At 57.6% G+C, this 26,707-nt stretch carries 23 protein-coding genes and 3 tRNA genes; 23 read left to right on the plus strand and 3 right to left on the minus strand.

Features of this window, described 5'->3' with window-relative positions; translation table 11 throughout:
• Positions 1 to 85: 85 nt before the first annotated feature.
• The 3 genes from carB to PMI27_RS03015 are packed head-to-tail and all read left to right on the plus strand — an operon-like array spanning position 86 to position 4,213.
• Positions 86 to 3,307 (plus strand): carbamoyl-phosphate synthase large subunit, encoded by a 3,222-nt coding sequence (gene carB, locus PMI27_RS03025; RefSeq protein ID WP_008149034.1) that lies wholly within the window; start codon positions 86 to 88, stop codon positions 3,305 to 3,307.
• Positions 3,304 to 3,780, plus strand: coding sequence for a transcription elongation factor GreA (gene greA / locus PMI27_RS03020; RefSeq protein ID WP_007933522.1), 477 nt, complete (start codon positions 3,304 to 3,306; stop codon positions 3,778 to 3,780). The genes carB and greA overlap by 4 nt, the downstream gene beginning before the upstream one ends.
• 28 nt (positions 3,781 to 3,808) lie before the next feature.
• Positions 3,809 to 4,213 (plus strand): hypothetical protein, encoded by a 405-nt coding sequence (locus PMI27_RS03015; protein ID WP_008149032.1) that lies wholly within the window; start codon positions 3,809 to 3,811, stop codon positions 4,211 to 4,213.
• Between the two features lie 9 nt (positions 4,214 to 4,222).
• Here PMI27_RS03015 and PMI27_RS03010 read toward each other — a convergent pair whose 3' ends face one another.
• The gene (locus PMI27_RS03010; protein WP_008005472.1) at positions 4,223 to 4,531 is read right to left on the minus strand and encodes a YhbY family RNA-binding protein; all 309 of its coding nucleotides are present in this window, start codon (positions 4,529 to 4,531) and stop codon (positions 4,223 to 4,225) included.
• 105 nt (positions 4,532 to 4,636) lie between these two features.
• On the opposite strand from PMI27_RS03010, the gene rlmE reads away from it, so the two are divergent.
• The 16 genes from rlmE to PMI27_RS0229910 all read left to right on the plus strand — a co-directional run bounded on the left by rlmE (position 4,637) and on the right by PMI27_RS0229910 (position 20,146).
• Positions 4,637 to 5,266, plus strand: a complete 630-nt coding sequence (rlmE, locus tag PMI27_RS03005) for a 23S rRNA (uridine(2552)-2'-O)-methyltransferase RlmE (protein WP_008149029.1) — start codon at positions 4,637 to 4,639, stop codon at positions 5,264 to 5,266.
• Positions 5,267 to 5,469: 203 nt separating this feature from the next.
• Positions 5,470 to 7,380: an ATP-dependent zinc metalloprotease FtsH gene (gene ftsH, locus PMI27_RS03000; protein ID WP_033053619.1), complete on the plus strand. Its 1,911-nt coding sequence runs from the start codon at positions 5,470 to 5,472 to the stop codon at positions 7,378 to 7,380.
• Positions 7,381 to 7,388: 8 nt separating this feature from the next.
• Positions 7,389 to 8,240 carry a dihydropteroate synthase gene (folP, locus tag PMI27_RS02995; RefSeq protein WP_008149024.1) on the plus strand — a complete coding sequence of 284 codons (852 nt, stop codon included), beginning with the start codon at positions 7,389 to 7,391 and terminating at the stop codon, positions 8,238 to 8,240.
• A gap of 16 nt (positions 8,241 to 8,256) precedes the next feature.
• Entirely contained in the window at positions 8,257 to 9,594 is a 1,338-nt protein-coding gene (gene glmM, locus PMI27_RS02990; protein WP_008149023.1) for a phosphoglucosamine mutase, read from the plus strand.
• Between the two features lie 66 nt (positions 9,595 to 9,660).
• Entirely contained in the window at positions 9,661 to 10,416 is a 756-nt protein-coding gene (tpiA, locus tag PMI27_RS02985) for a triose-phosphate isomerase (RefSeq protein WP_008149021.1), read from the plus strand.
• A 4-nt stretch (positions 10,417 to 10,420) separates the two neighbouring features.
• Positions 10,421 to 10,804: a preprotein translocase subunit SecG gene (gene secG, locus PMI27_RS0229895; protein WP_017336473.1), complete on the plus strand. Its 384-nt coding sequence runs from the start codon at positions 10,421 to 10,423 to the stop codon at positions 10,802 to 10,804.
• Positions 10,805 to 10,826: 22 nt separating this feature from the next.
• Positions 10,827 to 10,912 (plus strand) — tRNA-Leu (locus PMI27_RS0229900).
• A 96-nt stretch (positions 10,913 to 11,008) separates the two neighbouring features.
• Positions 11,009 to 11,085, plus strand: a tRNA-Met gene (locus tag PMI27_RS0229905).
• Positions 11,086 to 11,223: 138 nt separating this feature from the next.
• Positions 11,224 to 11,682 carry a ribosome maturation factor RimP gene (gene rimP / locus PMI27_RS02980; protein WP_010463487.1) on the plus strand — a complete coding sequence of 153 codons (459 nt, stop codon included), beginning with the start codon at positions 11,224 to 11,226 and terminating at the stop codon, positions 11,680 to 11,682.
• A 47-nt stretch (positions 11,683 to 11,729) separates the two neighbouring features.
• Entirely contained in the window at positions 11,730 to 13,211 is a 1,482-nt protein-coding gene (gene nusA / locus PMI27_RS02975) for a transcription termination factor NusA (RefSeq protein ID WP_008024459.1), read from the plus strand.
• 27 nt (positions 13,212 to 13,238) lie between these two features.
• On the plus strand, positions 13,239 to 15,767 hold the full coding sequence (infB, locus tag PMI27_RS02970; RefSeq protein WP_008149017.1) for a translation initiation factor IF-2: 2,529 nt from the start codon (positions 13,239 to 13,241) through the stop codon (positions 15,765 to 15,767).
• A gap of 159 nt (positions 15,768 to 15,926) precedes the next feature.
• Positions 15,927 to 16,328 (plus strand): 30S ribosome-binding factor RbfA, encoded by a 402-nt coding sequence (rbfA, locus tag PMI27_RS02965; protein WP_008149016.1) that lies wholly within the window; start codon positions 15,927 to 15,929, stop codon positions 16,326 to 16,328.
• A gap of 3 nt (positions 16,329 to 16,331) precedes the next feature.
• On the plus strand, positions 16,332 to 17,249 hold the full coding sequence (gene truB / locus PMI27_RS02960; RefSeq protein ID WP_008149014.1) for a tRNA pseudouridine(55) synthase TruB: 918 nt from the start codon (positions 16,332 to 16,334) through the stop codon (positions 17,247 to 17,249).
• A 117-nt stretch (positions 17,250 to 17,366) separates the two neighbouring features.
• On the plus strand, positions 17,367 to 17,636 hold the full coding sequence (gene rpsO, locus PMI27_RS02955) for a 30S ribosomal protein S15 (RefSeq protein ID WP_003177875.1): 270 nt from the start codon (positions 17,367 to 17,369) through the stop codon (positions 17,634 to 17,636).
• Between the two features lie 197 nt (positions 17,637 to 17,833).
• Entirely contained in the window at positions 17,834 to 19,939 is a 2,106-nt protein-coding gene (gene pnp / locus PMI27_RS02950; protein WP_008149011.1) for a polyribonucleotide nucleotidyltransferase, read from the plus strand.
• Positions 19,940 to 20,070: 131 nt separating this feature from the next.
• Positions 20,071 to 20,146 (plus strand) — tRNA-Thr (locus tag PMI27_RS0229910).
• Positions 20,147 to 20,154: 8 nt separating this feature from the next.
• On the opposite strand, the gene PMI27_RS02945 is transcribed toward PMI27_RS0229910, so the two are convergent.
• Entirely contained in the window at positions 20,155 to 20,946 is a 792-nt protein-coding gene (locus PMI27_RS02945) for a hypothetical protein (RefSeq protein WP_008149009.1), read from the minus strand.
• A gap of 316 nt (positions 20,947 to 21,262) precedes the next feature.
• Here PMI27_RS02945 and PMI27_RS02940 point away from each other — a divergent pair, with 316 nt between their 5' ends.
• The gene (locus PMI27_RS02940; RefSeq protein ID WP_008149007.1) at positions 21,263 to 21,568 is read left to right on the plus strand and encodes a DUF6388 family protein; all 306 of its coding nucleotides are present in this window, start codon (positions 21,263 to 21,265) and stop codon (positions 21,566 to 21,568) included.
• A 50-nt stretch (positions 21,569 to 21,618) separates the two neighbouring features.
• On the opposite strand, the gene nadC is transcribed toward PMI27_RS02940, so the two are convergent.
• Entirely contained in the window at positions 21,619 to 22,467 is an 849-nt protein-coding gene (gene nadC / locus PMI27_RS02935; protein WP_008149005.1) for a carboxylating nicotinate-nucleotide diphosphorylase, read from the minus strand.
• 283 nt (positions 22,468 to 22,750) lie between these two features.
• Between nadC and PMI27_RS02930 the strand changes: the two genes are divergently transcribed.
• The 3 genes from PMI27_RS02930 (at position 22,751) to ampE (ending at position 26,419) form a co-directional block, all read left to right on the plus strand.
• Positions 22,751 to 24,961 (plus strand): DUF1631 domain-containing protein, encoded by a 2,211-nt coding sequence (locus PMI27_RS02930; RefSeq protein WP_008149003.1) that lies wholly within the window; start codon positions 22,751 to 22,753, stop codon positions 24,959 to 24,961.
• 64 nt (positions 24,962 to 25,025) lie between these two features.
• Positions 25,026 to 25,586 carry a 1,6-anhydro-N-acetylmuramyl-L-alanine amidase AmpD gene (gene ampD / locus PMI27_RS02925; protein WP_008149001.1) on the plus strand — a complete coding sequence of 187 codons (561 nt, stop codon included), beginning with the start codon at positions 25,026 to 25,028 and terminating at the stop codon, positions 25,584 to 25,586.
• A complete protein-coding gene (gene ampE / locus PMI27_RS02920; protein WP_008149000.1) occupies positions 25,583 to 26,419 on the plus strand; it encodes a regulatory signaling modulator protein AmpE in 837 nt (278 codons plus the stop codon). The genes ampD and ampE overlap by 4 nt, the downstream gene beginning before the upstream one ends.
• Positions 26,420 to 26,707 lie beyond the last annotated feature (288 nt).

Genomic DNA, 26,707 nt, shown 5'->3' on the forward strand with positions numbered 1-26,707 from the left:
GTCCCGACACCGGTGGCCCCCTCAAGACTTCAAAGATTGAACAAGACGGCTTGCCGACTGACCTGCGGATTTGAGTGACAAACCCATGCCAAAACGTACAGACATTAAAAGCATCCTGATTCTCGGCGCTGGCCCGATCGTGATCGGCCAGGCCTGCGAATTCGACTACTCCGGCGCCCAGGCCTGTAAAGCCCTGCGCGAGGAGGGTTACCGCGTCATCCTGGTGAACTCCAACCCAGCGACCATCATGACCGACCCGGACATGGCCGACGCCACGTACATCGAACCGATCAAGTGGCAGACCGTTGCCAAGATCATCGAGAAAGAACGTCCGGACGCGCTGCTGCCAACCATGGGTGGCCAGACCGCTCTGAACTGCGCACTGGACCTGGAGCGCGAAGGCGTTCTGGAGAAGTTCGGCGTAGAGATGATCGGCGCCAACGCTGACACCATCGACAAGGCTGAAGACCGTTCGCGCTTCGACAAGGCGATGAAATCCATCGGCCTGGACTGCCCGCGTTCGGGTATCGCCCACAGCATGGAAGAGGCCAACGCGGTCCTCGAAAAGCTCGGCTTCCCGTGCATCATCCGTCCGTCCTTCACCATGGGCGGCACCGGTGGCGGTATCGCTTACAACCGTGAAGAGTTCGAAGAAATCTGCGCCCGCGGTCTCGACCTGTCGCCGACAAAAGAGCTGCTGATCGACGAATCCCTGATCGGCTGGAAAGAATATGAGATGGAGGTTGTCCGCGATAAGAAGGACAACTGCATCATCGTCTGCTCGATCGAAAACTTTGACCCGATGGGCGTGCACACCGGTGACTCGATCACCGTTGCTCCGGCACAAACCCTGACGGACAAGGAATACCAGATCATGCGTAACGCCTCGTTGGCGGTACTGCGTGAGATCGGCGTGGAAACCGGCGGCTCCAACGTTCAGTTCGGCATCTGTCCGGACACCGGCCGTATGGTCGTGATCGAGATGAACCCGCGTGTATCCCGCTCTTCGGCACTGGCCTCGAAAGCCACAGGTTTCCCGATTGCGCGTATCGCCGCCAAGCTGGCGATCGGCTACACCCTGGACGAGCTGCAGAACGAAATCACCGGCGGCGCTACTCCGGCATCCTTCGAGCCGTCCATCGACTACGTCGTGACCAAGCTGCCACGTTTCGCCTTCGAAAAATTCCCGAAAGCCGACGCACGCCTGACCACTCAAATGAAGTCGGTCGGTGAAGTCATGGCCATCGGCCGGACCTTCCAGGAATCCCTGCAGAAAGCCCTGCGCGGTCTGGAAGTGGGCGTTTGCGGTCTTGACGAGAAGCTCGACCTGAGCAACCCGGAAAGCATGAGCGTGCTCAAGCGCGAACTGACCGTGCCGGGTGCCGAGCGTATCTGGTACGTGGCTGACGCCTTCCGCGCCGGCCTGTCGGTCGAAGACATCTTCGGCATGAACATGATCGATCCGTGGTTCCTGGTGCAGATCGAAGATCTGATCAAGGAAGAAGAGAAGGTCAAGACCCTGGGTCTGGCCAGCATCGACCGCGACTTGATGTTCCGCCTCAAGCGCAAAGGCTTCTCCGACATGCGTCTGGCCAAGCTGCTGGGCGTGACCGAGAAGGCTCTGCGTCGCCACCGTCACAAGCTTGAGATCTTCCCGGTCTACAAGCGCGTTGATACCTGCGCGGCCGAGTTCGCCACCGACACCGCTTACCTCTACTCGACGTACGAGGAAGAGTGTGAAGCCGCACCGACGGGCCGCGACAAGATCATGATCCTCGGCGGCGGTCCTAACCGCATCGGCCAAGGCATCGAGTTCGACTACTGCTGCGTACACGCGGCACTGGCCCTGCGCGCCGACGGTTACGAGACCATCATGGTCAACTGCAACCCGGAAACCGTTTCCACCGATTACGACACCTCTGATCGCCTGTACTTCGAACCAGTGACCCTGGAAGACGTGCTGGAAATCTGCCGCGTCGAGAAGCCAAAAGGCGTGATCGTCCAGTACGGCGGCCAAACCCCGCTGAAACTGGCTCGTGCCCTGGAAGAAGCCGGCGTGCCGATCATCGGCACCAGCCCTGACGCAATCGACCGTGCCGAAGACCGTGAGCGCTTCCAGCAAATGGTTGAGCGCCTGAATCTGCGTCAGCCGCCAAACGCCACCGTGCGCAGCGAAGACGAAGCGATTCGTGCCGCCGCCAAGATCGGTTACCCGCTGGTGGTGCGTCCGTCCTACGTACTGGGCGGTCGTGCGATGGAAATCGTCTACGAAGAAGAAGAGCTCAAGCGCTACCTGCGCGATGCGGTGAAAGTGTCCAACGACAGCCCGGTGCTGCTCGACCACTTCCTCAACTGCGCCATCGAAATGGACGTGGATGCGGTCTGCGACGGCACCGACGTGGTGATCGGTGCGATCATGCAGCACATCGAGCAGGCTGGCGTTCACTCCGGTGACTCCGCGTGCTCCCTGCCGCCGTACTCGCTGCCTGCACACATCCAGGACGAGATGCGCGAACAGGTCAAGAAAATGGCCCTGGAACTGGGCGTTGTCGGCCTGATGAACGTTCAGTTGGCGCTGCAAGGCGAAGACATCTACGTCATCGAAGTCAACCCGCGCGCTTCCCGTACCGTACCGTTCGTGTCCAAGTGCATCGGTGTTTCCCTGGCGATGATCGCGGCTCGCGTGATGGCCGGTAAAACCCTGAAGGAAATCGGCTTCACCAAGGAAATCATTCCGAACTTCTACAGCGTGAAAGAGGCGGTGTTCCCATTCGCCAAATTCCCTGGCGTGGACCCGATCCTGGGCCCAGAGATGAAGTCCACCGGTGAAGTGATGGGCGTGGGCGACACCTTCGGCGAAGCATTTGCCAAGGCTCAGATGGGCGCCAGCGAAGTGCTGCCGACCGGTGGTACTGCGTTCATCAGCGTGCGTGACGACGACAAGCCACTGGTTGCAGGCGTGGCCCGTGATCTGATCAACTTGGGTTTCGAAGTGGTCGCCACTGCCGGTACTGCCAAGCTGATCGAGGCCGCAGGCCTGAAAGTGCGTCGTGTGAACAAGGTGACCGAAGGTCGTCCGCACGTGGTCGACATGATCAAGAACGACGAAGTCACTCTGATCATCAACACCACCGAAGGCCGTCAGTCGATCGCTGACTCCTATTCCATTCGTCGTAATGCCTTGCAGCACAAGATTTACTGCACCACAACTATTGCTGCTGGCGAAGCTATCTGCGAAGCGCTGAAGTTCGGTCCCGAGAAGACCGTGCGCCGCTTGCAGGATCTACACGCAGGATTGAAGGCATGATCAAGTACCCAATGACCGTCAAGGGCGCGAAGGCCCTGGAAGAAGAACACACTCACCTGACCAAGGTCGTCCGCCCGAAGCTCAGCCAGGACATCGGCACGGCTCGCGAGTTGGGTGACCTGAAGGAAAACGCCGAATACCACGCTGCTCGTGAGCAGCAAGGTATGGTTGAGGCGCGGATTCGTGACATTGAAGGCCGGATTCAGAATCAGGTCATCATTGATGTCACGACCATTCCTCACACCGGTAAAGTGATTTTCGGTACCACCGTTGAAATCGCCAATGTCGAGACTGACGAGCGCGTCACTTACCACATCGTGGGTGAGGATGAGGCTGACTTCAAACTCGGCAAGATTTCGGTCGGCTCGCCACTGGCTCGCGCCTTGATAGCCAAGGAAGAGGGCGATGTGGTTGCCGTGAAAACGCCTGGCGGCGTTATCGAGTACGAGATTGTCGAAGTACGCCACATCTAAACGCAGGCGCCCGCTACATGCGGGCGCCATGCTTTGGCAGCTGACTCAGATGTTGTGGGTCGGCGGCCTGTGGCTGTTGCACATTGGTCTGCTGCCGGTGCTGGGCAAAATTGGCCTGGCACCGCTGCTGATCGACGAAATTGCGGGCATGCTTGATGCGCTGATGGTGGGGTTCGCCGCAGCGTGTGTGATTTTTCAGGCTTTGGTGCTGGTTCAGGCCGAGGGCCTTGCCAGTCTATGGCGCGATATTCGCGGGCAACTGCTGATGATGGCGCTGTATGCGTGTGCGATGTATGTCGCGGTGCGTATCGGCTGGCCGGATGCCGTGCGTTGGCAGGTGTTCAGCTATCTTGTTCTGGGGTTTTCCGGGCTGGTGCTGGTGTTGCAACCGGTGCCTGGGTGGAGTGGCAGGGTGCGCGAAGCACACCCTTGACCCTTGTCATCACTTGAAGCGATGAACGTTCGACAGCTGCTTGTTGACGCTGAAGTTCTTGCGGTAAATCAGTGCCATCTTGCCGATGACCTGAACCAGGTCCGCTTTGCCGACCTTGCACAGTTCTGCAATGTTCGCCAGGCGCGACTCGCGATCGAGGATGTTGAGCTTGATTTTAATCAGCTCGTGATCCGCCAAAGCGCGTTCAAGTTCGGCTAACACACCTTCAGTCAAACCGTTGTCAGCCACAGTCAAAACTGGTTTCAGATGGTGGCCAATGGATTTGTACTGTTTCTTCTGCTCTTGAGTGAGCGGCATAATCTGACCCCTGCGTCTGATCTTGTAAAAAGCGGCGGCCAGTTTACCCGAGCGAGTACGGGACCGCCCAGTTAATCACGACCCGTTTTATTTTCGAGGTGGCCCGTGGCCCGTTCCAAGACAAGCCTTAAGTGGCTGCAAAGACATGTTAATGATCCCTATGTGAAGCAGGCGCAGAAGGATGGTTACCGCTCGCGTGCGAGTTACAAGCTTCTGGAGGTCCAGGAGAAATACAAACTGATCCGTCCAGGTATGAGCGTTGTCGACCTGGGAGCGGCGCCCGGCGGCTGGTCGCAGGTCACCAGTCGGCTGATCGGTGGTCAGGGGCGCCTGATCGCCTCGGACATCCTGGAAATGGACAGCATTCCGGACGTGACTTTCATCCAGGGTGACTTCACCCAGGACGAAGTGCTCGCTCAGATCCTTGAAGCCGTGGGTAATTCGCAGGTGGACCTTGTGATTTCCGATATGGCCCCCAATATGAGTGGTACGCCTGAGGTGGACATGCCAAAAGCCATGTTTCTATGTGAGCTGGCTCTTGATCTGGCGGCTCGGATACTCAAGCCGGGTGGTAATTTCGTGATCAAGGTGTTTCAGGGCGAAGGGTTTGATGCTTACGTGAAGGACGCTCGTCAGAAATTCGACAAGGTCCAGATGATCAAGCCGGACTCTTCCCGTGGCAGTTCCCGCGAGCAATACATGCTGGCTTGGGGCTGCCGCGGTCGTAGTGAGTAAATCGAGGTTTTTTTTGCGGGTCGATAGGATTTTCGTATTTCGTCCCGTGAGCATTAGCGAATATTGTGTAGAAAGTGTTTCACAAAGGGTTACAGACGGCGCCTGCCAGAGTCGTAGGTAATGTAGTAAGTTAGGCCGGTGAATATCATGCGAAGCGCGCGCCATTAGCGGAGCTTGCTTCAGAGGGTAGTTAATTGAACGATATGGCAAAGAATCTGATCCTGTGGTTGATCATCGCGGCTGTCCTGGTGACAGTGATGAACAACTTCTCCAGTCCTAATGAGCCGCAGACCCTCAACTATTCCGACTTCATCCAGCAGGTCAAGGATGGCAAGGTCGAGCGCGTAGCAGTTGACGGCTACGTGATTACCGGCAAACGCAACGATGGCGACAGCTTCAAGACCATTCGTCCGGCAATCCAGGACAACGGTCTGATCGGCGACCTCGTGGACAACCATGTCGTAGTCGAAGGCAAACAGCCTGAACAGCAAAGCATCTGGACTCAGCTCCTGGTCGCAAGCTTCCCGATCCTGGTGATCATCGCCGTATTCATGTTCTTCATGCGGCAGATGCAGGGCGGCGCCGGTGGAAAGGGCGGGCCAATGAGCTTCGGCAAGAGCAAGGCGCGCCTGCTCTCCGAAGATCAGGTGAAAACCACCTTGGGTGACGTTGCCGGTTGCGACGAAGCCAAGGAAGAGGTTGGTGAGCTGGTCGAGTTCCTGCGTGATCCGGGCAAATTCCAGCGTCTGGGCGGTCGCATTCCTCGCGGCGTGCTGATGGTGGGGCCTCCTGGTACCGGTAAAACCTTGCTGGCCAAGGCGATTGCTGGCGAAGCCAAAGTACCGTTCTTCACCATTTCCGGTTCCGACTTCGTCGAAATGTTCGTCGGTGTCGGTGCCAGCCGTGTTCGCGACATGTTTGAACAGGCCAAGAAACACGCTCCATGCATCATCTTCATCGATGAAATCGACGCCGTCGGTCGCCACCGTGGCGCCGGCATGGGTGGCGGTCACGACGAGCGCGAGCAGACTCTCAACCAGTTGCTGGTAGAGATGGACGGCTTTGAAATGAATGACGGCATTATCGTCATCGCTGCAACCAACCGTCCGGACGTACTGGACCCTGCGTTGCTGCGTCCGGGCCGTTTCGACCGTCAGGTTGTCGTCGGTCTGCCGGATATCCGTGGTCGCGAGCAGATTCTCAAGGTTCACATGCGCAAAGTGCCAATGGGTGATGATGTCGCTCCGGCCGTGATCGCTCGTGGTACCCCTGGTTTCTCCGGTGCTGACCTGGCTAACCTGGTGAACGAAGCGTCGTTGTTCGCCGCTCGTGCCGGCAAGCGCATCGTCGAAATGAAAGAGTTCGAATTGGCCAAAGACAAGATCATGATGGGTGCCGAGCGCAAATCCATGGTCATGTCCGAGAAAGAGAAGCAGAACACCGCTTATCACGAAGCAGGTCACGCAATTGTTGGTCGTGTCGTGCCTGAACATGATCCGGTCTACAAGGTGTCTATCATTCCGCGCGGCCGTGCGCTGGGTGTGACCATGTTCCTGCCGGAAGAAGATCGCTACAGCCTGTCCAAGCGTGCGTTGATCAGCCAGATTTGCTCGTTGTACGGCGGCCGTATTGCTGAAGAAATGACCTTGGGCTTCGACGGCGTCACCACCGGTGCGTCAAACGACATCATGCGTGCCAGCCAGATTGCACGGAACATGGTAACCAAGTGGGGCTTGTCGGAAAAACTCGGCCCGTTGATGTACGCAGAAGAAGAGGGTGAAGTGTTCCTCGGTCGCGGCGGTGGTGGTCAGGGTGCAAGCTTCTCCGGTGAGACAGCCAAGTTGATCGACTCCGAAGTGCGCAGCATCATTGATCAGTGCTACGGCACGGCCAAGCAGATCCTCACCGATAACCGTGACAAGCTCGACGCCATGGCTGATGCCTTGATGAAGTACGAAACGATCGACGCTGATCAGATCGACGACATCATGGCGGGTCGTACGCCTCGTGAACCTCGCGACTGGTCAGGCGGCACCGGTACCTCCGGAACGCCTCCGGTGGCACAGGATCCGCGTCCGGAAACACCGATCGGCGGTCCGGCTGCTGACGTTTAAGGTTTGAAATGACTTCTGTTCAGTCCTCGACCCGGTTGCCTTGCGGCAATCGGGTTCTTGATTTAGCCCTGACGCACGTCATGGGTATTCTCAATGTCACTCCCGATTCCTTCTCTGATGGCGGCCAATATAGCCAGCTTGATGCGGCCTTGCGCCACGCCGAAGCTATGGTGGCGGCCGGCGCGACGTTGATTGATGTCGGTGGCGAGTCGACCCGGCCGGGTGCCAGGGTGGTCTCACCGCTGGAAGAGCTTGAGCGCGTAGCTCCGGTCGTCGAGCGAATACACCGCGAGCTGGATGTCATTATCTCGGTCGACACTTCCACCCCAGCTGTCATGCGCGAAGCCGCACGACTTGGCGCGGGGTTGATCAATGACGTGCGCTCGCTGCGGCGCGATGGCGCTCTGGATGCCGCCGCAGCCACTGGTCTGCCGGTCTGTCTGATGCATATGCTCGGTGAGCCGGGCGACATGCAGGATAATCCGCAGTATCAGGACGTCACGAAAGAGGTGGGCGAGTTCCTCGCCGAGCGCATGGCTCAGTGTGCGTCGGTAGGCATTACAGCGGACCGGATCATCCTTGATCCGGGCTTTGGCTTCGCAAAAACCTTGCAGCACAATCTAAGCTTGTTCAAACATATGGAAGCCTTGCATGCCTTGGGGCGGCCCCTGTTGGTCGGGGTTTCGCGAAAGAGCATGATCGGTCAGGCTTTGAATCGCCCGGTTGGCGAGCGTCTGTATGGCGGTCTGGCGCTTGCAGCGCTGGCTTCGGTCAAGGGGGCGCGTATATTGCGCGTCCATGATGTGGCCGAAACCGTCGATGTGGTGCGGATGATCGCTGCAGTGGAATCAGCCGAATAAGAATGATGGAGTACTTATGACTAAGAAATACTTTGGTACCGACGGCATTCGTGGTCGGGTTGGCGAATACCCGATTACTCCTGACTTCATGCTCAAGCTTGGTTGGGCTGCTGGTATGGCGTTCCGCAAAATGGGTGCCTGCAAGGTATTGGTGGGCAAGGACACGCGGATCTCCGGATATATGTTCGAATCTGCGCTCGAGGCCGGACTTACTTCGGCAGGTGCCGATGTCATGCTCCTGGGCCCGATGCCGACACCGGCCATCGCCTACCTGACGCGTACCTTCCAGGCTGAAGCGGGCATCGTGATCAGTGCCTCGCACAACCCTCACGATGACAATGGCATCAAGTTTTTCTCCGGGAAGGGCACCAAGCTTCCTGATGAAGTCGAGCATATGATCGAAGAGTTGCTCGACACCCCGATGACCGTGGTTGAGTCGAGCAAGATCGGCAAGGTATCGCGCATCAACGATGCTTCAGGCCGTTATATCGAATTCTGCAAAAGCAGCGTCCCGACCGGTACCAGCTTCGCGGGCCTGAAGATCGTGATCGACTGCGCCCACGGAGCGACCTACAAGGTGGCGCCTAGTGTATTCCGTGAGCTGGGGGCCGATGTCGTTGTACTTTCTGCTCATCCTAACGGCCTGAACATCAATGAAAATTGCGGTTCGACCCATATGGAGCCACTGCAAGCTGCTGTATTGGCTGAGCATGCTGATTTGGGTATCGCCTTTGACGGTGATGGTGACCGGGTTCAGATGGTTGACCATACCGGTGCTGTCGTCGACGGTGATGAGTTGCTGTTCATCATTGCTCGCGACCTGCATGTGCAGGGCAAGTTGCAGGGCGGCGTGGTCGGTACGCTGATGAGTAACCTGGGGTTGGAATTGGCCCTGGCGGATCTGGCAATTCCTTTTGTGCGGGCCAATGTTGGCGACCGGTATGTAATCTCCGAGTTGCTGGAGCGCAATTGGCAGGTGGGTGGTGAAAATTCGGGGCACATTGTCTGCTTCGACCACACCACCACCGGTGACGCGATCATTGCTGCATTGCAGGTGTTGATGGCGTTGAAGACCCGCTCCGAGGGGCTGGCGCAATCGCGTCAGGCACTGCGCAAGTGCCCTCAGGTGCTGATCAATGTGCGTTTCGGCGGCGGTGTGAGCCCCCTCGATCATCCTGCGGTCAAAGAGGCCAGCGAGCGCGTTACCCAGGCCATGGCTGGTCGTGGGCGTGTGCTGTTGCGCAAGTCCGGGACGGAGCCGCTGGTGCGGGTCATGGTCGAAGGCGAGGACGAAACACAGGTTCGCGGCTACGCGGAAGAGCTGGCAAAACTGGTTACTGAAGTTTCTGCCTGATTTCGGCTTGCCAGCCATGATTGTGTTGGGTAACATCTGCGCCCACTTTGACCGACGAGGTACAGCATGCGTCGCCCTATGGTAGCTGGTAACTGGAAGATGCACGGTACCCGCGCCAGCGTCGCTGAGCTGATCAATGGCCTTCGTCATCTGGCCTTGCCGAGCGATGTTGATGTAGCGGTATTCCCGCCTTGCTTGCATATCAATCAAGTGATTGATGGCCTGGAAGGAAAGTCGATTTCGGTCGGCGCGCAGAATTCTGCGGTGGAATCCATGCAAGGTGCATTGACCGGTGAGATTTCGCCGAGTCAGTTGGTGGATGCAGGTTGTTCCCTGGTGCTTGTCGGGCACTCCGAGCGCCGCCAGATAATGGGCGAGCAGGACGGAGTGCTGATTCGCAAGTTCGCAGCGGCACAGGCATGCGGCTTGATTCCGGTGTTGTGCGTAGGGGAAACCCTTGAAGAGCGCGAAGCTGGAAAAACTCTTGAGGTTGTCGGGCGTCAGCTAGGCAGTATCATAGAGGAGCTCGGTGTTGGTGCTTTTGCAAAGGCAGTAATCGCTTACGAGCCGGTCTGGGCCATTGGTACCGGGCTGACTGCTTCGCCGCAACAGGCGCAGGATGTGCATGCAGCCATTCGCGCTCAGTTGGCGGCAGAGAATTCTGAGGTCGCACAAGGTGTGCGGCTTCTATACGGCGGCAGCGTGAAGGCGGCCAATGCGGTCGAACTGTTCGGCATGCCGGATATCGATGGGGGGCTCATTGGTGGGGCTTCCCTGAATGCAGATGAGTTCGGTGCGATTTGTCGCGCCGCGGGAAACTGAAAAAATGCTGGAAACAGTCGTAGTCGTTTTTCATCTGCTGGGTGCGTTGGGCGTAGTTGCTCTGGTATTGCTGCAGCAGGGTAAAGGTGCGGATGCTGGCGCGTCTTTCGGAGCAGGTGCTTCAAATACTGTGTTCGGAAGCCAAGGTTCCTCTACCTTTCTTAGTAAGTTTACTGCTATACTTGCCGCCGGTTTCTTCATAACCAGCTTAGGGTTAGGTTACTTTGCTAAAGAGAAGGCTCATCAGCTGACTCAAGTAGGTTTGCCAAACCCGGCAGTGTTGGAAGTTCCAAAGCAACAACCGGCTTCTGATGATGTACCGGTGCTTCAAGAGCAAAAGTCGGCTACTCCAGCGACTGACGTGCCTCCAGCTCAAGAGCAAAAGTAAGAAGGGTTTCAAACGTAGTATTGCCGAGGTGGTGGAATTGGTAGACACGCAACCTTGAGGTGGTTGTGCCCATAGGGTGTAGGGGTTCGAGTCCCCTTCTCGGTACCAATTATCAGGAGAGCCCGCTGTTGCGGGCTTTCTTGTAGGTGGAAGGTTACATTGACCCTGTCAGGGATCGGTCGTATACTTCCGCCCCAGCTTTGTCGCGGGGTGGAGCAGTCTGGTAGCTCGTCGGGCTCATAACCCGAAGGTCGTCGGTTCAAATCCGGCCCCCGCAACCAGTTTAAGGAGCCCCTTTTAAGGGGCTTTTTGTTAGCTGGACACTTTCAACGCCGCTGTTCGACGGCGTTTCAAGGATGGGCGTTTCGCCCATTTTTTTATTTTGCACAGCATGCACATACATGCACGAGGGGGTTCAGGTGTCGAGCAAGCTAGAAGAGTTGCAGGCCTTGCTGGCCCCGGTGGTCGTGGCCCTAGGCTATGAATGCTGGGGTATTGAGTTTTCGGCTCAAGGTCGCCACTCAATGTTGCGCGTTTATATCGATAAAGAGGGCGGCGTGCTGGTGGACGATTGTGCCATTGTCAGCCGTCAGATCAGTGGTGTTCTGGATGTTGAAGATCCAATCGCCGTTGAATACACCCTTGAAGTTTCCTCGCCTGGCATGGAACGCCCGCTGTTCACTATTGAGCAGTTTGCAAAATTTGCCGGTGAACAAGTGAAGATCAAGCTGCGCTCGCCTTTTGAAGGCCGACGCAACTTTCAGGGCCTTCTGCGCGGTGTAGAAGAGCAGGACGTCGTGGTGCAGGTAGAAGACCATGAGTTCCTGTTGCCGATCGATATGATCGACAAGGCCAACATTATTCCCAGTTTTGACTGAGACGCGGATCCCGCGGATCCAATGGCTTGCGAAAGGCGAGGCGTACGATGAGCAAAGAAGTACTGCTGGTTGTTGAGTCGGTATCCAATGAAAAGGGCGTACCGGCAAACGTAATTTTTGAAGCGCTGGAGCTGGCTCTGGCCACTGCTACCAAAAAACGTTTCGAGGACGAAGTCGATCTGCGTGTGGAAATCAATCGCCACACCGGTGCTTACGAGACATTCCGTCGCTGGACGGTCGTCGAAGAAGCAGACCTGGACGATCCGGCCATCGAAACCTGGCCGAGCAAGGTTGCAGAAACGCATCCTGGTGCCCAGGTTGGTGATGTAGTCGAAGAAAAGATCGAGTCCATTGAGTTCGGCCGCATCGCTGCACAGACTGCCAAGCAAGTCATCGTGCAGAAAGTTCGCGAAGCCGAGCGCGCTCAAGTCGTTGATGCCTATCGCGAGCGCCTGGGGGAAATCATCTCCGGCACCGTGAAGAAAGTAACCCGCGACAACGTGATCGTCGACCTGGGCAACAACGCCGAAGCGTTGCTGGCTCGTGAAGACATCATTTCTCGCGAAACCTTCCGGGTTGGCGTGCGTTTGCGTGCGCTGCTCAAGGAAATCCGCACCGAGAACCGCGGCCCGCAGCTGATCCTGTCGCGTACTGCGCCGGAAATGCTGATCGAGTTGTTCCGCATCGAAGTGCCGGAAATCGCTGAAGGCCTGATCGAAGTAATGGCTGCGTCCCGTGATCCGGGTTCGCGCGCCAAGATCGCGGTCCGCTCCAAGGACAAACGCATCGACCCGCAAGGCGCTTGCATCGGTATGCGCGGTTCGCGCGTCCAGGCAGTGTCGGGTGAGTTGGGCGGTGAGCGTGTGGACATCGTCCTGTGGGACGACAACCCGGCTCAGTTTGTGATCAATGCAATGTCGCCGGCTGAAGTGGCGGCAATTATCGTTGACGAAGATGCCCATGCAATGGACATCGCCGTTGGCGCAGACAATCTGGCTCAGGCCATTGGTCGGGGTGGTCAGAACGTGCGTCTGGCTAGCCAGTTGACTGGCTGGACCCTGAACGTGATGACCGAATCGGACATCCAGGCTAAGCAGCAAGCAGAAACCGGCGACATCCTGCGCAACTTCATCGACGAGCTGGAAGTCGACGAAGACCTGGCACAGGTGCTGGTAGATGAAGGCTTTACCAGCCTGGAAGAGATTGCCTACGTACCGTTGGAAGAAATGCTCAACATCGACGGCTTTGACGAAGAAACCGTCAACGAGCTTCGCGCTCGCGCCAAGGATCGTTTGTTGACCAAAGCCATCGCTACTGAGGAAAAGCTGGCAGACGCCCATCCGGCCGAAGACCTGCTCTCGCTTGAGGGTATGGACAAGGATTTGGCGATGGAACTGGCGGTGCGCGGCGTAATTACCCGCGAAGACCTGGCCGAGCAGTCTATTGACGACCTGCTCGACATCGACGGCATTGACGATGATCGTGCCGGCAAGTTGATCATGGCCGCCCGAGCCCACTGGTTCGAGTAATTAGGCGCGGCCTGAGGAGAGAAGTGCATGACGCAAGTCACGGTGAAACAACTGGCCGATGAGGTCAAAACACCGGTAGAGCGCCTGTTGCAGCAGATGCGTGAGGCAGGTCTGCCGCACACCGCCGCCGAAGAACATGTGACTGACAGTGAGAAGCAATCTTTGCTGACTCACTTGAAAAGCAGCCACAAGGCGAAAGTGGAAGAACCACGCAAGATCACACTGCAGCGTAAAACCACCAGCACCCTGCGTGTTGCTGGCAGCAAAAGCATCAGTGTTGAAGTACGTAAAAAGAAAGTTTTCGTACAGCGCAGCCCGGAAGAAATCGAAGCCGAGCGCAAACGCGAACTGGAAGAACGTCGCGCAGTAGAAAATGCTGCACGTCAGAAGGCTGAAGAAGAAGCCAAGCGTCGCGCCGAAGAAGAAGCGCGTCGCCAGCCTGCTGCTGCACAATCCGCTACTAACGACGCCGTTGCAGCACCTGCTGCAGTTGCCGAGCCAGTACGTGAAAGCGCGCCAGTTGTGGCTGCTGCACCAGCGCCGTCTGCCGATGTTCGCAACAAGCAGAACGAACAGCGTCGTCCGGACAAACCACGTGCCGACGATAACAGTCGTCGTGGCAGTGGCGATGGTGAGCGCAAAAACGCTCCGCATCGTGCTTCGGTCAAAGAGAAAGCGCCTGCTCCACGCGTTGCCCCACGTACTACCGACGAAGAAAGCGATGGCTTCCGTCGTGGTGGTCGCGGCAAGGCCAAGCTGAAGAAACGCAACGCTCACGGTTTCCAGAGCCCAACCGGCCCTGTAGTGCGCGAAGTGAAGATCGGCGAGACCATCACTGTTGGCGATCTCGCCCAGCAGATGTCGGTCAAGGCTGCTGAAATCATCAAGTTCATGTTCAAACTGGGTACTCCAGCGACCATCAACCAGGTACTGGATCAGGAAACTGCCCAACTGGTTGCTGAAGAGTTGGGCCACAAAGTGACCCTGGTCAGCGACACCGCCCTGGAAGATTCCCTGGCCGAGTCCCTGAAGTTTGAAGGTGAAGCGTTCTCCCGTGCACCAGTTGTGACCGTAATGGGCCACGTTGACCACGGTAAGACCTCGCTGCTCGACTATATCCGTCGTGCCAAGGTAGCTGCTGGCGAAGCCGGCGGTATCACCCAGCACATCGGTGCGTACCACGTTGAAACTGATCGCGGCATGGTCACTTTCCTCGATACCCCGGGTCACGCTGCGTTTACCGCAATGCGTGCTCGTGGTGCCAAGGCGACTGACATCGTGATCCTGGTAGTTGCAGCGGACGACGGCGTGATGCCGCAGACCATTGAAGCTGTCCAGCATGCCAAGGCTGCCGGTGTTCCTCTGGTAGTTGCAGTGAACAAAATCGACAAGCCGGGCGCTGATCTCGATCGCATCCGTAGCGAACTGTCGGTTCACGGCGTGACTTCGGAAGAGTGGGGCGGCGACACCCCGTTCGTATCGGTTTCGGCGAAAGTCGGTACTGGCGTGGACGAGTTGCTCGAAGCTGTTCTGCTGCAAGCTGAAGTTCTGGAACTGAAAGCGACTCCTTCGGCTCCTGGCCGCGGCGTCGTGGTTGAATCGCGTCTCGACAAAGGTCGTGGCCCGGTTGCTACCGTTCTGGTTCAAGACGGTACCCTGCGCCAAGGCGACATGGTGCTGGTCGGTTCGAACTATGGCCGCGTTCGCGCCATGCTCGACGAGAACGGCAAGCCAATCAAAGAAGCCGGTCCTTCCATCCCTGTCGAGATTCTCGGCCTGGACGGTACCCCGGACGCTGGCGACGAGATGAGCGTAGTTGCTGACGAGAAGAAAGCCCGTGAAGTGGCTCTGTTCCGTCAAGGCAAGTTCCGCGAAGTCAAACTGGCCCGTGCTCACGCTGGCAAGCTTGAAAACATCTTCGAGAACATGGGTCAGGAAGAGAAGAAGACGCTCAACATCGTCCTCAAATCCGACGTCCGTGGTTCGCTGGAAGCGTTGAACGGTGCCTTGAACGGCCTGGGTAACGACGAAGTGCAAGTGCGTGTTGTCGGTGGCGGTGTCGGTGGTATCACCGAGTCCGACGCCAACCTTGCACTGGCCTCCAACGCTGTACTGTTCGGCTTCAACGTGCGTGCCGATGCTGGCGCTCGCAAGATCGTCGAGCAGGAAGGTCTGGATATGCGTTACTACAACGTGATCTACGACATCATCGAAGACGTCAAGAAAGCCCTCACCGGTATGCTGGGCAGCGATGTTCGCGAGAACATCCTGGGTACCGCTGAAGTGCGTGATGTGTTCCGTTCGCCGAAGTTTGGCGCGATCGCCGGTTGCATGGTTATCGAAGGTGTTGTTCACCGTAACCGTCCAATCCGTGTACTGCGTGAAGACATCGTTATCTTCGAAGGCGAGCTGGAATCCCTGCGCCGCTTCAAGGATGACGCTTCCGAAGTACGTGCCGGCATGGAATGCGGTATCGGCGTGAAGAGCTACAACGACGTTAAAGTCGGTGACAAGATCGAAGTCTTCGAGAAGGTTCAGGTTGCTCGCAGCCTCTAACTCGCGCACTTCAAGGGCCACGATGAGCCGCCGCATGCAGATGCGCAGCGCAGCGTCAGGACTCTAAACGCAACGCCCGGTCTGGCTTTTGTCAGGCCGGGCGTTTGCCGCTTTCAGACCCCATGGGTTTCACCGTGTGGCAGTAACAGGTAACAAGACATGGCAAAAGAATACAGCCGTACCCAACGTATCGGCGATCAGATGCAGCGTGAGCTGGCACAGCTGATCCGTCGTGAAGTCAAAGACCCGCGCGTCGGCCTGGTCACCATTACCGCTGTTGAAGTCAGCCGTGACGTCGGTCACGCCAAGATCTTCATCACCGTGATGGGGCAAGACAACGCTGAAGACATCGCGCAAAGCATCAAGGTGCTCAACTCCGCTGCCGGTTTCCTGCGCATGCAGTTGGCTCGCGAAATGAAGTTGCGCAGCGTTCCACAGTTGCACTTCCACTACGACGAAAGCGTCGTGCGTGGTGCTCATCTGTCGGCATTGATCGAACGTGCGGTAGCTGAAGACAATCAGCATCCGGTTGCGGCAGAAGCCGAAGACACCAAGGAGTAATCGGTGGCTCAGGTCAAACGTATCCGTCGTAACGTCAGCGGTATCATCCTGCTCGACAAGCCACTGGGGTTCACCTCCAATGCGGCGTTGCAGAAGGTTCGCTGGTTGCTGAACGCCGAGAAGGCCGGGCACACCGGCAGTCTCGATCCGCTGGCCACTGGCGTGTTGCCGTTGTGCTTCGGTGAGGCCACCAAGTTTTCGCAATACCTGCTCGATTCCGACAAGGGTTACGAAACCCTGGCGCAACTGGGCAAGACCACCACCACGGCCGATGCCGAGGGTGATGTGTTGCTGGAGCGCCCGGTGACCGTTGGTCGCGCCGATGTCGAAGCAGTACTGCCGAAATTTCGTGGGCAAATCAGTCAGATACCGCCCATGTACTCGGCGCTCAAACGTGATGGCCAGCCGTTGTACAAGCTGGCGCGGGCAGGTGAAGTAGTGGAGCGCGAACCGCGTTCTGTTACTATTACGCGCTTGGAATTACTGGCCTTTGAAGGTGATACTGCGCGGCTTGCAGTGGATTGCACCAAAGGTACCTATATCCGCACCCTGGTGGAGGATATCGGTGAGCAACTCGGTTGTGGCGCATACGTTGCTGAACTGCGACGTACCCAGGCCGGGCCTTTCACGCTGGCACAGACAGTCACGCTGGAAGAGTTGGAAGCGGTACATGCCGAAGGCGGCAACGAAGCGGTCGACCGCTTTTTGATGCCCTCGGACAGCGGCCTGCTGGATTGGCCGCTGTTGCAGTTCTCGGAGCACAGCTCGTTCTACTGGCTTAACGGCCAACCGGTACGAGCCCCGGATGCACCGAAGTTCGGCATGGTACGGGTACAGGATCACAATGGTCGCTTCATCGGTATCGGTGAAGTGAGCGAAGACGGGCGCATCGCGCCACGTCGACTGATTCGGTCAGAATGACCGGACGAGGGTGGCTGTTAACAGGCACGGTCACTACTCATTTTTAGATACAGGGATTTGTCCCTGGCCTGTTGAAACTGTTTTTTTGAAACAGTTTCCTGATAAAAGGATTGCCTCATGGCTCTCGACGTTCAAGAAAAAGCTCAAATCGTAGCTGACTACCAGCAAGCTGTTGGTGACACTGGTTCGCCAGAAGTGCAAGTTGCACTGCTGACCCACAACATCAACAAGCTGCAAGGTCACTTCAAGGCCAACGGTAAAGATCACCACTCCCGTCGTGGTCTGATCCGCATGGTAAACCAGCGTCGTAAGCTGCTGGACTACCTGAAAGGCAAGGATCTGGGTCGTTACCAGACTCTGATCGGTCGCCTGGGTCTGCGTCGCTAATAAGCGATTGCGCTAGAGGTTGGTTGTCTGTCGTACGTCAGTGGGTTTCCCGCTGGCGCATGGCAGGCTCCCAGCCTCAAGTTTTATCTGGATACCTGCTTTACCTGGACAATGACAGTCGGGCCGATTCCCGGCGTTGCCCAAGAATTTCGCAAGAAGACAAGTTCCCCAAGAGCCACAAAAGAAGGTAGGACACCGTGAACCCGGTAATCAAAAAATTCCAGTTCGGTCAGTCGACCGTTACCCTCGAGACTGGCCGTATCGCCCGTCAGGCCTCCGGCGCAGTATTGGTCACCGTTGACGACGACGTCAGCGTATTGGTGACTGTGGTCGGCGCCAAGCAAGCCGATCCAGGCAAGGGCTTCTTCCCTCTGTCTGTTCACTACCAGGAAAAAACTTACGCTGCCGGTAAGATCCCTGGCGGTTTCTTCAAGCGTGAAGGCCGTCCTTCCGAGAAAGAAACCCTGACTTCCCGACTGATCGACCGTCCGATCCGTCCGCTGTTCCCAGAAGGCTTCATGAACGAAGTGCAGGTTGTCTGCACCGTCGTTTCCACCAGCAAGAAGACCGATCCGGACATCGCTGCGATGATCGGTACCTCGGCTGCGCTGGCCATTTCCGGCATTCCTTTTGATGGCCCGATCGGCGCTGCCCGCGTTGCGTTCCACGAAAGCACCGGCTACCTGCTGAACCCGACTTACGAACAACAGAAAGCTTCGAGCCTGGACATGGTCGTTGCCGGTACTTCGGAAGCCGTGTTGATGGTTGAATCGGAAGCCAAAGAGCTGACCGAAGACCAGATGCTGGGCGCGGTACTGTTTGCTCACGACGAGTTCCAGGTGGTGATCAACGCCGTTAAAGAACTGGCCGCCGAAGCTGCCAAGCCGACCTGGACCTGGGCTCCTGCGCCTGAAGCCACTGCTCTGCTGGGCGCTATCCGTGCCGAGTTCGGCGACGCGATCTCCCAGGCTTACACCATCACCATCAAGGCCGACCGTTACGCTCGTCTGGGCGAACTGAAAGACCAGGTGGTTGCCAAGTTGTCCGGCGAAGAAGGCCAACCGACTTCCGCTGAAGTCAAAGCTGCTTTCGGCGAAATCGAATACCGCACCGTTCGCGAAAACATCGTTAACGGCAAGCCACGTATCGACGGCCGCGACACCAAGACCGTACGTCCGCTGAACATCGAAGTTGGCGTTCTGCCGAAGACTCACGGTTCGGCTCTGTTCACCCGTGGCGAAACCCAGGCCCTGGTTGTTGCAACACTGGGCACCGCCCGTGACGCACAGCTGCTGGACACCCTGGAAGGCGAGAAAAAAGACCCGTTCATGCTGCACTACAACTTCCCTCCGTTCTCGGTAGGTGAGTGTGGTCGCATGGGTGGCGCTGGTCGTCGCGAAATCGGTCACGGCCGTCTGGCCCGTCGTTCGATTGCAGCCATGCTGCCTGCTGCCGACGTGTTCCCGTACACCATCCGTGTTGTGTCGGAAATCACCGAGTCCAACGGTTCGAGCTCCATGGCTTCGGTCTGCGGCGCTTCCCTGGCTCTGATGGATGCCGGCGTTCCGATGAAGGCACCGGTTGCCGGTATCGCCATGGGTCTGGTTAAAGAAGGCGAGAAATTCGCCGTCCTGACCGACATCCTGGGTGACGAAGACCACTTGGGCGACATGGACTTCAAAGTAGCGGGTACCGCCAAAGGTGTGACCGCGCTGCAGATGGACATCAAGATCAAAGGCATCACCGAAGAAATCATGGAGATCGCTCTGGGCCAAGCCCTGGAAGCGCGCCTGAACATCCTCGGTCAGATGAACCAGATCATTGGCCAGTCGCGTACCGAGCTGTCGGAAAACGCTCCGACCATGATCGCGATGAAAATCGACACCGACAAAATCCGTGATGTCATCGGTAAAGGCGGCGCGACCATTCGTGCGATCTGTGAAGAGACCAAGGCTTCGATCGACATCGAAGACGACGGTTCGATCAAGATCTTCGGCGAAACCAAAGAAGCTGCTGAAGCTGCACGTCAGCGCGTTCTGGGCATCACCGCAGAAGCTGAAATCGGCAAGATCTACGTCGGTAAGGTTGAGCGCATCGTCGACTTCGGCGCATTCGTCAACATCCTGCCTGGCAAGGACGGTCTGGTTCACATCTCGATGCTGAGCGACGCTCGCGTAGAGAAAGTGACCGACATCCTGAAAGAAGGCCAGGAAGTGGAAGTACTGGTACTGGACGTGGACAACCGCGGCCGTATCAAGCTGTCCATCAAAGACGTAGCAGCAGCCAAGGCTTCGGGCGTTTAATCACTCCCCACGCCTGACCGCTTCAACGTTATAAAAAATGCCCCGCAGTGAAAGCTGCGGGGCATTTTTTTGTCTGCGAAACAGGGTGTGAAGTTGCTGGTCTTCGAACCCGGTGCTAGGTTTAGCCCACCGCCCGTGTAGCTCAGTTGGTAGAGCAGCGCACTCGTAACGCGAAGGTCGCAGGTTCGACTCCTGTCTCGGGCACCATCCCTCTGTTATTTCACCTTTCTGCTCAGGTCATCCACTGCACGTTTGAGTTGATCCAGCTGATTGTCCTGATTGCTGACTTCACGCTTCAGGCTGGACAGGTCGCTAGAGCTTGAGCTGGAACTCGATCCGGCACTGCGCTTGAGGTCTTCAACCTGGCTGGCGAGCCTTTTCAGGTCACTGTCCTGTGCGCTGACAATACGCTTGAGGTCGCTCACTTCGCTGGAGCTGGAACTTGAACCGGAGTTCGAACTGCTGCTGCGCTTGAGATCGTCCATTTGACTGGCGAGCTTCTTCAGGGCGTTGTCCTGCTCGCTGACGGTGTGCTTGAGGTTGGTGACTTCGCTGGAATTGGCACTGGAACTCGAGCCGGTGTTGCGTTTGAGTTCGTCCACGGCCCTGGCGAGGTTCTTCATCCCGTTTTCCAGATCGCTCACGGTGCGCTTGAGGTTAGCCGTTTCGCTGGCGCTCGAGCTTGAACTGGACCCCGCATTCTTTTTGAGTTCTTCGATGAGTCTGGTTTGTTCCTTGACCGTTTTCTCAAGGGTCGCGATGTCAGTCGAGTTGGTTTTAGCGGTGCTCTGTAGCTGGGTAACCATTTCTATACTGATATCGCTCCTCGTCATCACATCTTTGCCGTACAAATTGTGAAAAGTGAGGAATTTGTCGGTGGAACTGGAACTGTTGGAGCTGAACTCCAAACCGGCCTGGGCGGTACTGGACAGTGCCAGGCTGCCGAGAAGAAGGGCCGCCGTGCTGGTTGCGAGAAGGGCAGATGAACGCTTTGCAAGACTGGACATCACTAGGGTTCCTTGTGAAGTGCCTATATGGCACATCGCTATGACTTTACCGTTTTAGCGTTGTTCCTGCGACGCGAGACAATATTTTCAAAAAAGGCCCCTCCAGATTTTTTTGTAGATTTGATGTAAAAGTCCATATAAATCGCCAACCAAACGTCCTATATTCGACGCTTGCACACGCTCCACCTTGCAGTTTTCAGATGATCCCCGAATGGTTCTGAAGGCCAGACAAACCGGGCTTCACACGGTTTTTTGCGTCAGAGAGATCCTTGATGATCCAGATCCATCTTCCATTCCCCAGATCAGCGAGAACGACATGACCGTTAAAGAATTGACCCAAGAAGCCAGACACGAAGAAGCGCTGAAGAAGTACTTGCTGGATTCGCCCCAGCTCGTCGAAGAGATCAAGGACCTGCCGGCCGACGATCAGAAGGACCAGATTCAATGGGCATTCGAGGATGAGGCAGAGTCCCAGGGCTTGCAGCCGTGGGAACTGACGCTCAAGTACACCTCAACTCCTGAAGAGTTCGAGGCTGCGCGCCTTGTTCTGCACAAGGAGGCTGCCGAGGTGTTGGGCGTCGAGTGGGAAGAGTACTGCGAGATGAATAATCTGGTGGTCTGATAAAAACGCCAGCCTCACGAGGCTGGCGTTTTTCATTCACACAGGCGTTATCAAAGGCTCAGGCGCATCGACAGGTCGACAGCCTTCACATCCTTGGTCATCGCACCAATCGAGATGTAGTCCACCCCGGTTTCTGCGATCGGTAGCAGCGTGCTTTCGTTGATGCCGCCGCTGGCCTCCAGTTTCGCCTGGCCTGCGTTCAGACGCACGGCTTCGCGCATGTCATCCAGACTCAATTCATCGAGCATGATGATGTCGGCACCGGCCGCCAGGGCTTCCTTCAGCTCATCCAGGCTTTCCACTTCGATCTCCACCGGTTTGCCCGGGGCAATCTTGTGCGCGGCGTTGATGGCCTCCGGGATGCCACCGCAGGCGGCAATATGGTTTTCCTTGATCAGGAAGGCGTCGTACAGGCCGATGCGGTGGTTATGGCACCCGCCGCAGGTCACGGCGTACTTCTGCGCCAGACGCAGCCCCGGCAAGGTTTTACGGGTGTCGAGCAACTTCACCTGAGTCTGCGCCACGTAATCCGACAGGTACTGCGCGCGCGTGGCCACGCCAGACAGCAACTGCAGGAAGTTCAGTGCACTGCGTTCGCCCGTCAGTAGCGAGCGCGCCGGGCCTTCGAGGTGGAACAGCACCTGATTGGGTTTCACCTGCTCGCCATCGCGCACCTCCCAGTGCACCGCAACACGTGGGTCCAGCTGCCGAAACACTGCATCAACCCAGGCTGTGCCGCAGATGACGGCAGCGTCGCGGGTGATGATCGTGGCTTTGGCCAGGCGTTCGGCCGGGATCAGCTGTGCGGTGATGTCGCCGCTGCCGATGTCTTCGAGCAACGCACGGCGCACGTTGGCTTCGATTTCGGCGGTCAAATCGGCGAGACGTAGATTCGGCATAACGGACTCCACAAACAAAGTGGCCCGATTATAGGGCCATGGCGCTGGGCAACCCAAGGCATCAGAGGCGTTCCCGTTGCTCTGGAACCTGCATTTGGTCGATTCGCCTGAGCAATCGGCACTCAGTCAGCGTTTGTCATAAGCGTCTATTTCAATGGGAAACGCAGAGTCTGCTGGTAGAGGGGACATCTTTTGCAAGATAATCCGCCTTGCTTTTGACGTCATGGCTTTGACGTGGATTTGGATTGACGACTTCGAAGACTCACCGTTTCAGGAGGCCTGAATGCACAACGACGGGAATGTAGTGCCTTTGCACAAGGTCGCTACCGACCAGGCGACTCACTCGCCGCTCGCCCGCCTGCCTGTGATTCTGCTTCAGGTTCGCGACAAGGCCGCTCAACAGCTCAGGCATGGTTTGCAGGAACTGTTCGATAACGCCGACGACACGCTGTTCGAAATGGCCGACCGGGCCCGCAATGACGTCGAACAGAACCTCTTCTTCGAAGCCATGCGCGACTTGCGCCTCAAGCGTAAAAACATCGAACGCGGCTTTCTCGAACAATTCTTCGAGGCATTTGTCGGCCTCACCCAGTACGACATCACTCAATCTGCCTTGCCCCTGGCGTTGGCCTTCGACGCCTCGGTGGCGCTGCCCGATGACGACATGGAGCGCAGCGTGGCAGTGGAGGCGATGGTCAGCAAAGTGCTGAACCGCGACGGATTCGCCCTGGACCAACTGACTGCCCGACTCAGTGCACTGTTGGGCAGGGAACTGCTCGATCAGCACAATCCCATGGGGCCGGCGATGCTCTGCGAGTACTTTTTGCAGGCCGGGCGCAACCTGGGGGTGGAGATCAAGGTCAAGCTGATCATCCTCAAACTGTTCGAACGCTATGTGCTCAAGGATGCCAATCAGCTCTACGCCGAAGCCAATCAGTTGCTGAGCGCCACCGGTGTTCTGCCCGACCTGAAGCCCGCCCCTTCGCGTCGGGCCACGGATCGTGCAGCGGCCAGCATCGGAGCTGAACCCGCGCCGGCCAACACTCGCGCCGCTGGCCCGCCGACCGACGACAGCGTGCAGGAAGTCTTCGCGGCGTTGCAGGAGTTGCTGCTTCACGTGCGTGGCAGTGTCGCGCCGACCCTTGAAGCCAGTGCCCAGACACAGCCGATTTCCACCCGTGACCTGATGCGCCTGCTCTCGCACTTGCAGCAATATGTGCCGGCGCCGGAAGCCCAGGACGACTTCGATCTGCGAAACCAGCTCGAACAACTGCTGACCCGGGTCAGCGTCAAAAGTGGCAAGTCACGCGTGGTCGGGGTGGCTGACGAAGACGTGATCAACCTGATCGCCATGCTCTTCGAATGCATCCTCGATGACCGTAACCTGCCGGATTCGCTCAAGGCGTTGATCGGCCGTTTGCAGATCCCGATGCTGAAAGTCGCGGTGATCGACAAGAGCTTCTTTAGCCGCAGCAGTCACCCGGCCCGACGCCTGCTCAATGAAATCGCCACCGCCGCCATGGGTTGGGGCGAATGCGATGACCATGAGCGCGACAGCCTGTATCTGCGCATCGAGCAAGTGGTGCAACGGTTGCTGAACGATTTTGTCGATGACCCGGCGGTGTTTTCCGAATTGCTCGCAGATTTTCTCGCCTTCACCAGCGATGAGCGCCGTCGCAGTGAGCTGCTGGAACAACGTACCCGTGACGCCGAAGAAGGCCGCGCCAGGACTGAACTGGCCCGTCAGCGCGTCGAACAGGCGCTGAATCAGGCCTTGTTGGGCAAAGTATTGCCGCAGCGGGTGGTGGTGTTTGTCCAGGAGGCGTGGAGCCAGGTGCTGCTGCTGACCTGTCTCAAGCACGGCGATCAGTCGGCCGAGTGGCATGCCGATGTGCAGTCCATGGAGCAATTGATCTGGAGCGTGCAGCGTCATGATGAATCCGATGCGAGCCTGCGCTTGTTGGCGCTGGTGCCTGGGTTGCTCAAGTCGTTGCGCGACGGGCTGAGCAGTTCGGCCTTCGATCCGTTCGCCACCAGCGAATTTTTCAGTGAGCTGGAAGCCTTGCACGTTCAGCTGTTCGAACGTCCTGGGCAAAAGTTTGAACAGCCTGTCGATACGCCGGTAATGGTCGAAGTGCGGCAGGAAGTCGTCCTGCGAACCGCCGACGAAGGTCCGGTTGATACGGCGTCAGCGCGCTTGCCGGAGGACGATGCCGGTCTGCTTCAGGTCGATCAATTGCGGTTGGGGTGCTGGGTCGAGTTTCAGGAAGACGAGGAAAACACCCTTCGCTGCAAGCTGGCGGCGATCATTGAAGCCACCGGCAAGTACATTTTCGTCAATCGCACCGGGATGAAAGTGCTGGAACGCAGCCGCACCGGTCTGGCGCTGGAATTCCGTCGTGGCGCGGTGCGCGCGCTGGACGACACTTTGCTGTTCGACCGGGCGCTGGAGTCGGTGATCGGCAACCTGCGGCGCCTCAATCACGGCAAGTGATCGCGCCCCGAGGGTCTATCGCGGCATACTGGGCGCCTACACAGTCGTCGTTGAAGGAACCTGTATGCAGTTGGACCCCGCGAGCGGTTGGTGTCAGGGCGTAGATATTTGCCCCTCGCCCAACTTCAATGCGCGCCCCTCGGACGAAATTTCCCTGCTGGTGATCCACAACATCAGTTTGCCGCCTGCGCAATTCGCCACCGGCAAGGTGCAGGAATTTTTCCAGAATCGTCTGGATGTCACGGAGCACCCCTACTTTGAAGGGATCGCCGACCTGCGTGTGTCTGCGCACTTTCTGATCGAACGTGACGGCACCGTCACTCAGTTTGTCTCTTGTCTTGAGCGTGCCTGGCATGCCGGCGTCTCGAGTTTCGAAGGGCGGGAAACCTGTAACGATTTTTCCGTGGGCATTGAACTTGAAGGCACGGATGATCTGCCGTTCACTGACGCTCAATATCAAGCATTGACGACCCTGACCCGGCAGCTGCAAAGCGCGTTCACGGCCATCACCGCACAGCGCATTTGTGGGCATAGCGACATCGCTCCCGGGCGTAAAACCGATCCTGGGCCTGCGTTCGACTGGGCACGCTATCGCGCCGCCCTGGCAAAAGAGGAACAACAATGAGTTTTCTGGTGTTGCTGTTGGCGGTCTGGATCGAGAAGTTCTCGGCCCTGCGTCATCGGATTCAGCGCGATGGTGGATGGGTTCGCGAGCTGAACAAGCTTGAAGTCAGTCCGCGTCTGGCGAAAAGTCCGTGGCTGATCCTGGTGATACTGGTGTTGTTGCCAGTGGCACTCCTGGGTTTGCTGCTATTGGTACTGGACCCGGTGGCTTACGGTCTGCTGGCGTTGCCGGTGCATCTGCTGGTGGTGATTTACAGTCTGGGCCGCGGTGATCTGCTGGCCGGTCTCGGGCCGTTTCGTGATGCCTGGCGCCGGGAAGACCTGCAAGCGGCCGCTCATGTGGCGAACCGCGACCTGGGTATTTGCGCCGATAGCGGCGAACAATTGCTGGAACGGGTCGAAGGGCATCTGCTGTGGGAGGCTTATCAGAGCTTTTTCGCGGTAATTTTCTGGTACTTCCTGCTGGGTCCGGTCGCAGCCCTGAGCTATCGACTGCTGGCCCTGGCCGAAGAACACGGGCAGAACCCGGCCGTGGTCGAGCGCGCCGCAAAACTGCGTCATGCGTTCGACTGGGTTCCGGTGCGTCTGCTGGCGGCGAGTTTTGCGTTGGTCGGCAACTTTGTAGCGGTCAGCCGAGTGATGCTGCACGAGCTGCTGAACTGGAACATCAGCGCCGCCCAGTTGATCGAGAAGGTCGGGCTGGTTGCGGGTGAAATCCCGGCGCCGGTGGTCGGGCCTGACGGCATCAACAGCCTCGACCGGATCTGGGAACTGCTGCTGCGCGCGGCAGTGCTCTGGTACGCCGGTTTCGCGCTGTGGACCGTTCTTCCTTAGCTCTGAAGTGGACTCCATTGTGGTGAGGGGGCTTGCCCCCGTTCGGCTGCGAAGCAGTCGTAAATCCAGAGAACTCGGTCTGTATGAACGAACGCTGGGGGCCGCTTCGCGACCCAACGGGGGCAAGCCCCCTCACCACAGGGATATCAATCGCCCCAAGTGGGCATCTCGCCGTTAACCTTAAGTTACAAAACCTCCCGTCGATTTAGGCTATACAGAGACAGCGCCGAATAGTGGCTATCTGCTCTCGACCTGCGCCTGCCAATAAAAATAAGAAATCGAAGGGAG

It is taken from the genome of Pseudomonas sp. GM41(2012) (genome assembly GCF_000282315.2).
GTDB lineage: Bacteria > Pseudomonadota > Gammaproteobacteria > Pseudomonadales > Pseudomonadaceae > Aquipseudomonas.